Here is a 13,069-nt window from a genome sequence, read left to right as displayed (position 1 = left end):
GGCCGGCGGCGGCGTGCCGCTGCCGCCGGCGGACGCCTTCGTTGCCGCGTGCGCGCAAGGCGACGAGACCACCGCGCGGCGCATGCTCGGTGAACATCCGCAACTCATCGCCGCGCTCTCCGACACGCAGCTTCGCCTGCTGCCCGAACTCGCGGCCCAGCCGGGCTGCAACGACGCGGTGAAGCTCATGGTCGAACTCGGCTGGCCCGTGACGGTGCGCGGCGGCGACGTGGACGGCTCGGCGCTGAACCAGGCCGTGTTCCGCGGCGACGCCGGACTTGCGCGCTTCATGCTCGAACACGGCGCGAGCTGGGAAGAGCGGCACGGCTACGACGACAACGTCTGCGGCACGCTGTCGTGGGCCTCGATCAACGAGCCGGCCGACGCGGGCGATTGGGTCGGCTGCGCCCAGGCGCTGGTCGCGCACGGCATGCCGGCGGGCAAGCCCGACCCGGCGGGAACGAGCGGTGTGCTGATCGGTACGCAGCGCTACGGGTTCTCGGACGAAGTCACGGAGTTTCTGCTGGAGGCGGCGGGTCCGCGATAAGCGCGCTCGCACGGGGCCGCCGACGCACGGCCCCGGCCACCGACCCATCAAAAAAGCGAGCCTCGCGGGCTCGCCTAAAAGCCGACCATCGGGCAGCAAGAAGCACCGCCCGACTCCGACTCACCTCGAACTCATTCCTGCTCTCCTCCCTCCTCTTCCCTTCTTCCCCTCAAAGCGCGCGCCAGCCGAGTTCGGGCGCGATGCGCCCCGACAGGTCGCTCAGGACCTGCTCGTACTCGCCGCTCGAAAAGTTGTAGGGCAGCTCCACCCGCAGCTCGGTCACATGCGGCAGCAGGGGGTCTTTGCGCAGCCGCTCCAGGATCTCGTCCGATGTGCCCACGAGGTCGCTCGCGAACAGCGTGCGCCGCTCGCCTTGCGGCGCCAGCGTGCGCTCCACGCGCTCGGCCGCGAACGCGCGGTAGCGCTTGCGCGTGGCGGCATCGGCGCCGTCCAGCGGCACGATCACGCGGCCCAGCGCAATGCGGCCCCGCCGCGCGTCGGTCTCGCTGAGCCGGTAGCGCTCGACCAGGCCCAGTTGCGCGTTCAGGAAGTCGCTCGTGGTCTCGCCCGACAGCACATTGCCCAGCAGCAGGTTGAAGCCGTTGCGCCCCGCCCACTCGACCGAGCGCAGCGAGCCGCCCCCGTACCACAGCCGTTCGACCAGGCCCGCCGCGTAAGGCTGCACGCGCGGGCGCACCCGGCCGCCGGCCGACTCGACAAAGGTCTCTTCGTCGCCGAGCAACACGTCTTCCAGGTTGGCCTTGAGCCGCCCCACCCGCTTGTGCGTGAAGTCGACGATGTTCGGCGCCGTGTCGTGAAAGCGGTTGCCCAGCAGCGCCCCATGCAGCGGCGCGCCTGCGCTCAGCCCCACTTGCAGCCGGCCGCGCGAAAGCACGTCGACCGTGGCCAGGTCTTCGGCGAGCCGGAACGGGTTTTCATACCCCATCTGGATCACGGCCGCGCCCAGCTCGATGCGGCGCGTGCGCTGCGTGGCTGCCGCCAGAAAGGTCGCGGCCGACGAGACGCCGCGCTCCAGGTGCCGCTGCCGCACCCAGGCGCCGTTGAAGCCCAGCTTCTCGCCGAACTCGAACAGCTTCAGCGCGGCCTCGAAGCCGGCGTATGGCTCGCCCTCGGCAAAATTGCCGGGCGTCAGGAATGCGAGATGCGCGATGCTCGTCACGGCGCGAACTTCGGCAGGCCGGGCGGGTTGGTCTCGGCCTTGGGCAAGGCCTCTTCCGCCAGGCTCCAGCGCGCGAGCGCCTTCGCGTACACGCCGCTGCGGATCAGGTCGTTGGCGGCGGTGGTCAGCGCCGGGGCCAGCCCGCTGCCCTTGCGCGTGGCAATGGCCACGTCGGACTTCAGCGGCCAGCCCGCGTTGACCGTGCCGACCAGCCGGATCTGCCCGTTCTTCGCAGCCTCGTAGGCCTGGGGCGCGTTCGGGTTGAAGTTGGCGTCGACCCGCTTGGTCACCACCGCCAGCGTGCGCGACACATCGTCGTCGTAGTACTGCAGCTCCGCGGGCTTCAGGCCGGCCGCTACGTTGCGCTTGTTCCACTCCAGCAGGATGCGCTCCTGGTTGGTGCCCGCGCCGGTCGTGAGCTTCAGGCCCGCGATGTCCTTCGGCTCCTTGATCGATTGGATGGCACTGTCGGCCTTCACGTAGAAGCCGTGCAGGCCCAGCCGGTAGGTCGAGAAGTCGAACTTCTCCTTGCGCTGCTCGGTCACGCCCACGTTGGAGATCACCGCGTCGTACTTGCCCGAGCTCAGGCCCAGCGGCCAGTCGGCCCAGGCAATGGGCTGAAGCTCCAGCTTCAGGCCCAGCGCATCGGCGATGAGCAGCGCGAAGTCGGGGTCGAAACCGACCACGGTTTTTGCATCGGTCGCGTAGGTCGAGATGGGCGGTGCGAAGGGCGCGATGCCCACCGTGAGCACGCCCTCTTTCACGAACTTGAAGCCCGGCGGAATCGCCTTCACGGCCTCGGCGTCCTTGCTGGTGCGCGGGCGGCCTTGCTGCGCGGGGCTGAAGTCGAACTTGTCGGCGGCGTGGGCCGCGCCCGTGGCCAGCGTCAGGGCCGCCATTGCGATGAGCCCGCGCGCGAGCCATGCGCCCGCCGCTTGCTTGATGAAAGTCATGTGCATCAGTTCTTCGGCAGGCCGGGCGGGTTGGTGCGCGAGGCCACGATGGCCTCGGAGTCGAGGTTCCAGCGCGACAGCGCCTTGGCGTAGTTGCCGTTCTTGATCTGCGCGTTCAGCGCCACGGTCACGGCCTCGGCAATGCCCGAGCCCTTGCGCGAGGTGACGGCGATCTCGGCGTTCAGCGGCCAGCCGCCCGAGACCAGGCCCGCGAGCCGCGTCTTGCCGTCGCGCGCCTCGTAGGCCGCGATCGCGTTCGGGCCCACGTAGGCATCGGCGCGGCCCGACTGGATGGCCAGCCGCTGCACCACGTCATCGTCGTAGTACTGGATCGCGACCGGTTTCAGCCCGGCCGCGATGTTCTGCTTGTCCCAGCGCAGGATGATCTGTTCCTGGTTGGTGCTGGCCTGCACGATGATCTTCAGCCCCGCGATGTCCTTGGGCTCCTTGATGGGACCGAGCTTGCTGTCGGACTTCACGTAGATGCCGAGCTGGTCGTTGCGGTAGGTCGAGAAGTCGAACTTCTCCTTGCGCTCTTCCGTCACGGTCACGTTCGACACCACCACGTCGAACTTGCCCGACTGCAGGCCCAGCGGCCAGTCGGCCCAGGCGGTGGACACCAGCTCCAGCTTGCGGCCCAGGCTGTCGGCCACCAGTTGCGCGATGTCTGGGGCGTTGCCCACAGGCGTCTTGGTGTCTGTTGCGTAGGCGGCGAACGGCAGGCGGCCGGTGGTGGTGCCGACGACGAGCACGCCCTCCTTCTGGAACTTGAAGTCCTTCGCGAGCCGCACCGCCTCGTCGAGCTTTTGCGCGCGCGGGCGGCCGGCCTGCTCGGGGCTCAGGTCGGTGGCGGGCACTTGGGCCGAGGCGGCCAGCGGCAGCAGCAGCGCCGCCAGGAGAAGGGACAGGAGGTTTCGTCGATGGGTCATGAAGAGCGATGCGGTGAAATTGAAAAGTCGAAGAAAAGATCAGAGAACCTTGGCCAGGAACTCCGCCGTGCGCGGGTGCTCCGGCGCGTTGAACACCTTCTCGGGCGTGCCGGTTTCCAGGATGCGGCCGCGCTCCATGAAGACGATGGTGTCGGCCACCTCGCGCGCAAAACCGATCTCGTGCGTCACGATGACCAGCGTGGTGCCCGAGCGCGCCAGCTCCTTGATGACGGCCAGCACCTCGCCCACCAGCTCGGGGTCGAGCGCGGAGGTCGGCTCGTCGAACAGCAGCACCTTGGGCTTGAGCGCCAGCGCGCGCGCAATCGCCACGCGCTGCTGCTGGCCGCCCGACAGCTGGCGCGGGTAGGCATGCGTCTTGTCGCCCAGCCCCACGCGCACCAGCAGCTCGGAGGCCAGCGCCTCGGCTTCGGGGCGAGAAAGGCCGCGCACCGACACCGGCGCCTCGACGATGTTCTCCAGCACCGTGAGGTGCGGGAACAGGTTGAAGTTCTGGAACACCATGCCCACGTCGACGCGGCGCTTGAGAATTTCTTTCTCGTGCAGCTCGTAGAGCGTGTCCGCGTCGCGGCGGTAGCCGATGAGTTCGCCGTCGATGGCAATGAAGCCGTCGTCCACGCGCTCCAGGTGGTTGATGGCGCGCAGCAGCGTCGACTTGCCCGAGCCCGATTGCCCGAGGATCACCGTCACACTGCCCTTGGCCACCGAAAGCGTCACGTCGTCGAGCACCTTGAGCGCGCCGAAGCTCTTCGACACGCCATGGATCGTGACCTCGCCGCCCTGCGTGAGCGGATCGGTCCAGCGCGGCACCTGCGCCGGCGCATTCGCGGGCGGCGCTTCCACCACCTGAAGCGCTGCCTGCGGCGCTTTCGCACGCCACAGCCCGCGCACCACGCCGCCCAGCCACGAGGCCGGCGGATTGCGCAGCGCGCCGCGCGAGAAATGCCGCTCGATGTAGTGCTGCGCCACCGACAGCACCGTGAGGATGATGAGGTACCACACCGTTGCCACCATCAGCAGCGGAATCACTTCGAGGTTGCGCCGGTAGATGATCTGGATCGTGTAGAACAGCTCGGGCAGCGCCAGGATGTAGAGGTTCGACGTGCCCTTGGCCAACCCGATGATGTCGTTGAAGGCCGTGGGCAAGATGGTGCGCATCGCCTGCGGCAGCACGATGCGAAACGACTGCCGCCGGCGCGACAACCCCAGCGCCGCAGCCGCCTCCAGCTGCCCCTGCTCCACCGACAGGATGCCGCCGCGCACGATCTCCGAGGCAAACGCCGCCTGGTTCAGCGTGAGCCCCAGCAGCGCCGCCACGAAGGGGCTGATGAGCTGCGTGGTCGGGTACGAAAAGAACGTGACGTCGGTGCCGGGAATGCCCAGCGTCACCGTCTCGTACAGGTAACCCAGGTTGTTGATGATCAGCAGCAGCACGATCACCGGCACCGAGCGGAAGATCCAGGTGAACACCCACGACAGCCGCGACAGCAGCGGCGAGCGCGACACCCGCGCCAGCGCCAGCGCCGTGCCGAAGAAGAAGCCCAACAGCGCGCCCAGCGCCGTCAGCAGCAGCGTGCGGCCCAGCCCCTGCAGCACCGGCTCCGCGAAGAACCATTCGGCGAACACGCCCCAACCCCAGCGCGGATTGGTGAGCGTGGAATACAGCACCACGCCGATGACCAGCACCGCGAAGACGGTGCCGGCCGTGCGCGCCGGGTAGCGCGCCGGCACGACGCGAAAGTGCGAGTAGTCGCCGTTGGCGGGGGCCGGGGCTGGAGGAGCCGGCGGCGCCGCGCGCTGAGGTTGCGGCGCACGGATGGGAGCGGGTGCGAGCGGCTCGGAGCCGGCGTCCAGAACGGTCGTGTTCATCGCGCGACCGCCTCGGCCTGTTGAACGGTGGCGCGGCCTTGCACCCTGCCCACGTCCAGGTGTTTCTCGAACGGCAGCTTGCGCGGCGTCTCGGGGTCGATGGGCGGCTCGAACAGCGCGGTGTAGCCGTGGCCCAGGTACAGGCCCACGGCCTCGGGCTGGCGGAAACCGGTCGTGAGGTAGATGCGCCCATAGCCCTGGCGCCGCACCTGTGCCTCCAGCTCCAGCAGCACCCTGCTCGCCAGGCCCTGACGGCGCAGCGCGCTGTCGGTCCACACGCGCTTCAGCTCGGCGGTGTGTTCGTCGTGCCGCATGAAGGCGCCGCCGCCAATGGCCACGCCGTCGCGCAGCAGCAGCACGAAGTTGCCGCCCCGCGCGGGTGAGAACACCTCGGCCGGATAGCGGTCCATCTCGCGCGGCGCGCCGGGCTCGCGCATCACGTCGCCGTAGCGGCTGTCGTATTCGAAGGTCAGGCCCTCGATCAGCGGCGTGGCGCGCGGATCCAGCGGCGTGGTGTAGACGAACTGCTCGCTCATGGGGTCGGCTCCTTGTGTTCTTCTGTTGCTGCGTCGAAAGAGAGAAAGCGCTCGGCCAGCCGCACCCAGTAGACGGCCGCGGGCGCGAGGATCGCGTCGTTGAAGTCGTAGTTCGGGCTGTGCAGCGACGCGCTGTCGCCGTTGCCGAAGAACACGTAGCTGCCGGGCCGCGCCTGCAGCATGAAAGCGAAGTCTTCGCTCGCGGTGCGCGGGCGGAAGGCCGCGTCGACCAGGCTCGGGCCGAAGGTGTCCAGCGCCACTTCGCGGGCGAACGCGGTCTCGGCCTCGTGGTTGACGACCGGCGGAAAGCCCAGCCGGTAATCGACCTCGGCTACCGCGCCGAAGCTCTCGGCCTGCGCCTTGGCCAGCGCGGGAATGCGCCGCTGCAGCAGCGCCCGCACCTCGGGCTTGAACGAGCGCGCGGTGAGCTTCAGCGCCACGCTGCCCGGAATCACGTTCGACGCCTCGCCGCCGTGAATGGAGCCGACAGTGACCACGCCCATGTCGAGCGGATCGACGTTGCGCGCCACGATGGTCTGCAGTGCCGTGATGAGGTGCGCCGCGGCCACCACGGGGTCGACCGTCTCGTGCGGCTGCGCGCCATGGCCGCCCTTGCCGCGCACGGTGATGTGGGCCTGGTCGATGGCCGCCATCGCGGGCCCCGACACGCAGCCCACATGTCCCGCGCCCACGCACGGCCAGTTGTGCAGGCCGAAGACCGCGTCGCACGGGAAGCGCTCGAACAGGCCCTCGTCGATCATCTTCTTCGCACCCGCGCCCAGCTCTTCGGCGGGCTGGAAGATCAGGTGCAGCGTGCCGCTGAACACGCCCGACTGCGCGAGGAAGCGCGCGGCGGCCAGCAGGATCGCCGTGTGGCCGTCGTGACCGCAGGCATGCATGACGCCCGCGTTGCGACTCGCGTAGGCCAGGCCGGTCGACTCCTGGATCGGCAATGCGTCCATGTCGGCGCGAATGCCCAGGCGCTTGCCCGGCCCGCGCCGCAGCGTGCCGACCACGCCCGTGCCGGCAATGCCGGTCGTGACCTCGTAGCCCCACGCCGCCAGCCGCTCGGCCACCAGGGCCGAGGTGCGGTGCTCCTGGAACGACAGCTCCGGATGCTGGTGAATGTCGCGCCGCAGCGCGATGAATTCGTCACTGTGCGCCGCGATGGCGGACTCGACGCGATGAATGTCCTTGACGGCGGGCGTCGGCAACGCGGCGCCCATCAGGCCGCCTTCCGCGCTGCGGGCGCCGCGCCTTGTTCAGCGTAACGGCTGGCCTTGCGCGGCAGGCCGAGGTGGTCGCGCAGCGTGTCGCCGGGCAGCTCGCGGCTGTAGCGCACGCGTGCTTCGAGCGCCGGAATCACGAACTCGATGAAGTCGTCCAGCCCCTGCCCCAGCACCGGGAAGCCGAGGATGAAGCCGTCGGCCGCGCCCTCGTCCACCCAGCGGATGATCTCGTCGGCAATGCGCTCGCCGGTGCCCACGAACTGCGTGCGCGGCGTCGCCACCTCCAGCGCCACTTCGCGCAGCGTGAGGCCCTTGGCCTTCGCGTTGGCCTTGATGCGGTCGGTGGTCGAGCGAAAGCTGTTGCGGCCGACTTCGCCGAGTTCGGGGAAAGGTTCGTCCAGCGCGTACTGGCCGAAGTCGTGGTGGTCGAAGAAGCGGCCCAGGTAGGCCAGCGCTTCTTCGACGGTCAGCAGCTCGCGGATCAGCCGGTACTTGGCTTCGGCCTCTTCCTCGGTGGCCGCGACCACGGGGCCGATGCCGGGGTAGATCTTCACGTCGCCGGCCTGCCGGCCCTGCGCCACCGCGCTGGCCTTGACCTGCCGCAGGAAGCTGCGCGTCTCGTCGAGCGAGGGCGAATGGGTGAACACCGCGTCGGCGTACTTGCCCGCAAGGCCCACGCCCGCGTCCGACGAGCCGGCCTGGAAGATCACCGGTTGCCCCTGCGCCGAGCGCTGGATGTTCAGCGGCCCCGCCACCTGAAAGAAGCGGCCCTTGTGGTCCAGCGTGTGCAGCTTGTCGCGTGCGAAGAACTCGCCGCTCTCGCGGTTGCGCGTGAAGGCGTCGTCGTCCCAGCTGTCCCACAGGCCCTGTGTCACCGCGAGGTATTCGTCGGCGATCTCGTAGCGCAACGCGTGCTCGGGGTGCGCGCGGCTGTAGTTCCTGGCGCTGCCTTCGAGCGGCGTGGTCACCACGTTCCAGCCCGCACGGCCGCCACTGATGAGGTCGAGCGAGGCGAACTGGCGCGCCACGGTGAACGGGTCGCTGTACGAGCTGGAGATGGTGCCCGCAAGGCCGATCTTCGAGGTCACGGCCGCGAGCGCAGAAAGAATCGAGATCGGCTCGAAGCGGTTCAGGAAATGCGGGATCGACTTCTCGTTGATGTAGAGCCCGTCGGCCACGAACGCAAAGGCGATGCCCGCCGCTTCGGCCTTTTGCGCGGTGCGAATGAAGAAGTCGAGGTTGACGCTGGCATCGGCCGGCCCGCCCGGATGCTTCCAGGCGTTCATGTGGCTGCCTGCCCCTTGCAGCATGACGCCGAACTTGATGTTGCTCATGAGGATGTCTTGTTTGTTGTGTGGTGAAGGAAAAGCTCAAGCAAGCACGGCTTCGCGCGCCTTGGCCAGCAGCTCGACGGACGCGTGGCGCGCCGCGAAATCCGCAACGGGGATGTCGATGACGAACTCCTCGATGCCGAAGCGCTCGCTCAATGCGTCGAGCGCGTCGCGCACCTCTTCGCCGGTGCCCGCGATCACGTGCGGGCGCCGTTCTTCGGTGCGGTAGTCGGTCACGCCGGCCTGCCGCGCGAATTCGGCGGCAGCTTCGAGGCTCGGCAGGTTCACGGTCTGGCCGCTGGGCAGATGCACGCGGAAGCTGCGCAGCGCGCCGACCAATTGCGCGGCCTTCTCGTGCGTCTCGGCCGCGAAGGCGAAGAGCGCGAGCAGCGGCGCGCGGCCGGTGCGCTCGCGATAGGCCTCGACCGATTGCGCCAGGTTCACCGGGTCGCCGTTGAAGTGGCCCGCATAGACGAACTCCCAGCCCAGTTGTGCCGCGAGCACCGCGCTCTCGGGGCTGCCGCCGAGCAGCACGCGCTGCGGCAGTTGCGGCGGATTCGGCGTGGCCACCGCGCCCGCCAGCGCATGGCCGCTGGCCACGCCGTCGTGCAGGAAAGCATCGAGTTCGGAAAGGCGAACCGCGAAGTCCTCGCGCTTGCGCACATCGTCGTGCAGCCACTGCAGCGCCTTGCTCGTGAGCGGCAGCCCGCCGGGCGCCTTGCCGATCCCCAGGTCCACACGCCCCGGCGCCAGCGAAGCCAGCACACGAAAAGTCTCCGCGACCTTGAACGGGCTGTAGTGCTGCAGCATCACGCCGCCGGTGCCCACACGAATGCGCGAGGTCTTCGCGAGCAGGTGCGAGGCCAGCACCTCGGGCGCCGAGCCCGCGTAGTTCTTGTTGCCGTGGTGTTCGGCGAGCCAGTAGCGGCGGTAGCCAGGCGCTCCGCGCTCTGCGCCAGCGCAATGGTGTGCTGGAAGGCCTGGGCGGCGTCTGCGCCTTCAGGAATCAGGCTCTTGTCGAGCAGGGACAGCGAGTAGGACACGGTGTGCGGCGGGACACGCCTTTGAAAGAATTGCTGCAAATTCTCTCGGCCATCGCGCGCACCGTTTGCGCTGAATTCCTCTATCGATATCTGTTGAATGCGCAGTCGCGGATGTGGCGCGCGATGGCTCTGGCAGCCGTTTGGTCGCCGATGACGGCGGCTGTGACGGCGAAGTGCCTCGCGCTCACCACGAATGCGGCAGCAGGGTCAGCATCGCTGCCGCATGCAGCCTGCGCAGCGCCCGCACCGGCACATAGCCGTGCGGCGCGCGCCGCGCCACCGCGTGGAGCGAACTCGGGGGAACGCGCCAGGCCTTGGCCGTCAGGGCGACGACGAGGCGGGCCTGCGCCGCCGGGGAAACTGGGTGAAGGGTGCGCTGTGGCATGGCAATGATGGAATGAAGACTCCACCGGATTCTGCGGACCCCCACCGCCTTTGCCAAAGACGGATTCCAAGTTTCCTGATGCGGTTCGTGCCGCGCACGGAGCGCGGCACGCGGCCCACGACAGGCCTCAGGCGAAGTCGGTCGACGGCTTTTCCCAGAGGTTCACGCCGCCCTCCACCGCGTACTTGTCGATCTCGGCCAGCTCTTCGGCGCTCAACGGCGCATGCGACAGCGCGGCCACGTTGTCGACGATCTGCTCGGGCCGGCTCGCGCCGATCAGCGCGGAGCTGACGCGCGGGTCCCGCAGGGTCCACGTCAATGCAAGCTGCGCCAGCGTCTGGCCGCGCCGCTGCGCGATCTTGTGGAGCGCGCGGGCGCGTTCCACGTTTTCTTCCGACAGATGCTCCTGCTTGAGCGAGCCACCGCCGGGCCGGTTGATGCGCGCGTCGGCCGGAATGCCCTGCAGGTACTTGTCGGTCAGCAGGCCTTGTGCCAGCGGCGTGAACGCGATGACGCCCGCGCCGAGTTCGTCGGTGGCGTTCAGCAGGTCTTTCTCGATCCAGCGGTTGAACAGGTTGTAGGCCGGCTGGTGGATCAGCAGCGGCACCTTCCACTCGCGCAGCAGCGCCGCGATCTCGCGCGTCTTGCCGGCGGAGTAAGAAGAAATGCCGATGTACAGCGCCTTGCCCTGCTGCACGGCCTGGGCCAATGCGGAGGCGGTTTCTTCCAGCGGCGTGTGCGGGTCGAAGCGGTGCGAATAGAAGATGTCGACGTAGTCCAGGCCCAGCCGCTGCAGGCTCTGGTCGAGGCTGGCGAGCACGTATTTGCGCGAGCCGCCGCCCTGCCCGTAGGGGCCGGGCCACATGTCCCAGCCGGCCTTGCTCGAGATGATGAGCTCGTCGCGGTACTGCTTGAAATCTTCGCGCAGGATGCGGCCGAAGTTGGTCTCGGCGCTGCCGAAGGGCGGGCCGTAGTTGTTGGCCAGGTCGAAGTGGTTGATGCCCAGGTCGAAGGCCGTGCGCAGCAGCTCGCGCTGCGTGGCAATGGGCGTGCTGTCGCCGAAGTTGTGCCAGAGGCCGAGCGAAATGGCGGGCAGCACGAGCCCGCTGCGCCCGACGCGGCGATAAGGAAGCGCGTCGTAGCGCGTGGAGGCGGCGAGATAGGTCATGGAAGTTTTCCGCGCAAGGAAGGACAAATGAAAAGACGCACGCCGGAGCGCGCCGCGCAACCTTACTGCAGTGCGCGCTTGCGTGCAGGCAGCCGCCGGGCTGCCCGCGTGGTGCAACTCAGGCTTCGGGCGCGCGCCACTGCGAGAGCGCGAAGTCGCGGCTCACGAGGTTCTCGGCCAGCAGGAACTTCTTGACCTCGTCGAGCAGCGCCAGCCCTTCGGGCGGGTAAGCCACGTCGGGCAGCTGCGACAGCGGGTGCGAAACCTTGACCACCTCGAGCGGGAAGCCGCTGACCTCGGCATGAAAGGCGTAGTAAGCCTCGCTGTCCGCGCGAATTTCCTGCAGCGCGGTGCGGCGCGCGCGTGTCCACGCGGCGGGCAGGCCCGGCGTGGCCGCGAGCAGCTTGCCCGACGCGACGATCACCGAAGTGCCGCGCAGCGTCGGGTGCTGCTCGGCCTGGTCGATCACCGGATAGCCGCGCGAAGCCAGCAGCGGCCCCACGTCGATCTGCGCCGCGAAGGCCGCGATGGAGCCCTGGTCGAGCGCGGCCTCGCCGTCGCGCGGGAACATGTGGATCACCTTCACCGACTTCTGCAGCCCGTGTTCCTTGAGCAGCCCGAGCACGTAGCGGTGCATGTACGAGCCGCGCGCCACGCCGATGCTCTTGCCGCCCAGCTCCTTCACGCTGCGCACGCCGTTGCGCGGCGTGAGCAGCCACACGTTCATGCCCACGACGTCGAAGCCGATGAGCTGGCTTTCGAGCCCGCGCGAACGCGCCACCACGGCGGGCGTGTCGCCGTAGATGCCGACGTCGAGCGCGCCCGACAGGAAGGCCTCGTTCAGGTCCGGCCCGTTCGGAAAGTTGCGCGTGACCACGTCCTTGAAGCCCAGCGGTGCCAGCTCGCGCAGCAGATGGCCCTGGCGCAGCGCCCACCCGGTGGCGTTCGCTGGCTTCTTGCCCGGGCCGATGTAGCCCAGGCGCAGCACCTGCTGGCTGTTGCCCTGGGCCATGGAGGAAAGCGGCAAGGCGCTGGCACCCGCCACCGCGAGAGCGCCGCGCAGCAAGCTGCGGCGGCCGTACAAATCGGTCATCGAAAAACTCACGACAAAGGAAGAAGAAAAGACTCAGTGCGCGCGGCGCAGCAGCTCGAAGCTCGCGTCGGCGGAGGCGGTCGACTGGCGTCCCCTGCCCCATCCGATGGCGCTGCGGTAGCTGCCCATGAGGCTTCGGCTGCGGCATCGCGCTCTTCGGCGGTGGCACTCCGGTCGGCAATGGGCGCGACGTAGAGCGCGTCTTCCGGGCAATACAGCTCGCACATGAAGCAGGTCTGGCAGTCGTCCTGCCGGGCGATGCGCGGCGGGCCGCCGGGCACCGCTTCGAACACGTTGGTCGGGCAGGCGTTCACGCAGATGTTGCAGGCCGTGCAGCGTTCGGCGCTGATGACTTCGATCATGCCGCGACCTCTTGCACCGGCTGGCGTTGCACCCACACCTCGTCGAGCCCGCCGCTGAGCAAACGGTGGCGCTGCGCGGGGTCGATCACGCCGTGCTCGCGGCGCCGGTGCATGCCGCGCGTTTCGGTGCGCTGCAGCGCGCTGCGGTACATCCAGCGCGAGGTGGCCAGCATGGCCGCCGCCTCGCGTGCGCGCACCGCTTCGGTGGCCGTCGCGGCCGGCGCGCCGGTGCGTAGTCGCGTCCAGAGCACGTCGAGCCGGCCGAGCGAGTCGCGCAGCGCGTCGCCTTCGCGAAACCAGTTGCGCTCGAACGGAAACACCTCGGCCTGCACCGCGCGGATCACCTCGGCGCTGTCGAACGCCGCCGCGCCGCGCGACGACAAGGCCACGCCGCCCGCGCGCAGCACCGTGCGCTGGCCCTTGGCG

10 protein-coding genes and 4 pseudogenes are annotated in these 13,069 nt (G+C 68.9%); 1 reads left to right on the top strand and 13 read right to left on the bottom strand.

What is annotated here, in order from left to right; genetic code table 11:
• Positions 1-547 (top strand): annotated as a pseudogene (locus BMG07_RS36150) (hypothetical protein); the annotation flags it as partial.
• 169 nt (positions 548-716) lie between these two features.
• Here the strand turns inward: BMG07_RS36150 and BMG07_RS36145 are convergent.
• The 13 genes and pseudogenes from BMG07_RS36145 to BMG07_RS36085 all read right to left on the bottom strand — a co-directional run.
• Entirely contained in the window at positions 717-1,727 is a 1,011-nt protein-coding gene (locus BMG07_RS36145) for an LLM class flavin-dependent oxidoreductase (RefSeq protein ID WP_198088533.1), read from the bottom strand.
• On the bottom strand, positions 1,724-2,680 hold the full coding sequence (locus BMG07_RS36140; protein WP_198088532.1) for a transporter substrate-binding domain-containing protein: 957 nt from the start codon (positions 2,678-2,680) through the stop codon (positions 1,724-1,726). Before BMG07_RS36140 ends, BMG07_RS36145 begins: the two co-directional genes overlap by 4 nt.
• 5 nt (positions 2,681-2,685) lie before the next feature.
• Entirely contained in the window at positions 2,686-3,609 is a 924-nt protein-coding gene (locus tag BMG07_RS36135) for an ABC transporter substrate-binding protein (protein ID WP_198088531.1), read from the bottom strand.
• 39 nt (positions 3,610-3,648) lie between these two features.
• A complete protein-coding gene (locus tag BMG07_RS36130) occupies positions 3,649-5,496 on the bottom strand; it encodes an amino acid ABC transporter permease/ATP-binding protein (RefSeq protein WP_198088530.1) in 1,848 nt (615 codons plus the stop codon).
• Positions 5,493-6,032: a GNAT family N-acetyltransferase gene (locus BMG07_RS36125; RefSeq protein WP_198088529.1), complete on the bottom strand. Its 540-nt coding sequence runs from the start codon at positions 6,030-6,032 to the stop codon at positions 5,493-5,495. Before BMG07_RS36125 ends, BMG07_RS36130 begins: the two co-directional genes overlap by 4 nt.
• Positions 6,029-7,258, bottom strand: coding sequence for a M20 aminoacylase family protein (locus BMG07_RS36120; protein WP_198088528.1), 1,230 nt, complete (start codon positions 7,256-7,258; stop codon positions 6,029-6,031). The genes BMG07_RS36125 and BMG07_RS36120 overlap by 4 nt, the downstream gene beginning before the upstream one ends.
• Positions 7,258-8,595 carry an LLM class flavin-dependent oxidoreductase gene (locus tag BMG07_RS36115; protein WP_198088527.1) on the bottom strand — a complete coding sequence of 446 codons (1,338 nt, stop codon included), beginning with the start codon at positions 8,593-8,595 and terminating at the stop codon, positions 7,258-7,260. The genes BMG07_RS36120 and BMG07_RS36115 overlap by 1 nt, the downstream gene beginning before the upstream one ends.
• A gap of 36 nt (positions 8,596-8,631) precedes the next feature.
• A pseudogene (locus BMG07_RS36110) lies at positions 8,632-9,635 on the bottom strand (LLM class flavin-dependent oxidoreductase).
• A 184-nt stretch (positions 9,636-9,819) separates the two neighbouring features.
• Positions 9,820-10,020, bottom strand: coding sequence for a hypothetical protein (locus tag BMG07_RS36105; protein WP_198088526.1), 201 nt, complete (start codon positions 10,018-10,020; stop codon positions 9,820-9,822).
• Positions 10,021-10,147: 127 nt separating this feature from the next.
• Positions 10,148-11,188, bottom strand: coding sequence for an L-glyceraldehyde 3-phosphate reductase (gene mgrA / locus BMG07_RS36100; protein ID WP_198088525.1), 1,041 nt, complete (start codon positions 11,186-11,188; stop codon positions 10,148-10,150).
• Between the two features lie 118 nt (positions 11,189-11,306).
• The gene (locus tag BMG07_RS36095) at positions 11,307-12,281 is read right to left on the bottom strand and encodes an ABC transporter substrate-binding protein (RefSeq protein WP_198088524.1); all 975 of its coding nucleotides are present in this window, start codon (positions 12,279-12,281) and stop codon (positions 11,307-11,309) included.
• 33 nt (positions 12,282-12,314) lie between these two features.
• A pseudogene (locus BMG07_RS36090) lies at positions 12,315-12,643 on the bottom strand (4Fe-4S binding protein).
• Positions 12,640-13,069 (bottom strand): annotated as a pseudogene (locus tag BMG07_RS36085) (pyridine nucleotide-disulfide oxidoreductase); the annotation flags it as partial. The pseudogenes BMG07_RS36085 and BMG07_RS36090, both read right to left, overlap by 4 nt.

The organism is Variovorax sp. E3 (assembly GCF_016082275.1).
In the GTDB taxonomy this organism is placed as follows: domain Bacteria; phylum Pseudomonadota; class Gammaproteobacteria; order Burkholderiales; family Burkholderiaceae_C; genus Variovorax.
Note: the sequence above shows the minus strand (reverse complement) of the source record. Positions and strands in the feature narration are given on the sequence as shown.

What these genes read in the sequence shown, in the direction of transcription:
- mgrA (WP_198088525.1), bottom strand. Translation starts at nt 11,188, where the DNA reads ATGACCTATCTCGCCGCCTCCACGCGCTACGACGCGCTTCCTTATCGC.
- BMG07_RS36095 (WP_198088524.1), bottom strand. Translation starts at nt 12,281, where the DNA reads ATGACCGATTTGTACGGCCGCCGCAGCTTGCTGCGCGGCGCTCTCGCG.
- BMG07_RS36105 (WP_198088526.1), bottom strand. Translation starts at nt 10,020, where the DNA reads ATGCCACAGCGCACCCTTCACCCAGTTTCCCCGGCGGCGCAGGCCCGC.
- BMG07_RS36130 (WP_198088530.1), bottom strand. Translation starts at nt 5,496, where the DNA reads ATGAACACGACCGTTCTGGACGCCGGCTCCGAGCCGCTCGCACCCGCT.
- BMG07_RS36115 (WP_198088527.1), bottom strand. Translation starts at nt 8,595, where the DNA reads ATGAGCAACATCAAGTTCGGCGTCATGCTGCAAGGGGCAGGCAGCCAC.
- BMG07_RS36120 (WP_198088528.1), bottom strand. Translation starts at nt 7,258, where the DNA reads ATGGGCGCCGCGTTGCCGACGCCCGCCGTCAAGGACATTCATCGCGTC.
- BMG07_RS36125 (WP_198088529.1), bottom strand. Translation starts at nt 6,032, where the DNA reads ATGAGCGAGCAGTTCGTCTACACCACGCCGCTGGATCCGCGCGCCACG.
- BMG07_RS36140 (WP_198088532.1), bottom strand. Translation starts at nt 2,680, where the DNA reads ATGACTTTCATCAAGCAAGCGGCGGGCGCATGGCTCGCGCGCGGGCTC.
- BMG07_RS36135 (WP_198088531.1), bottom strand. Translation starts at nt 3,609, where the DNA reads ATGACCCATCGACGAAACCTCCTGTCCCTTCTCCTGGCGGCGCTGCTG.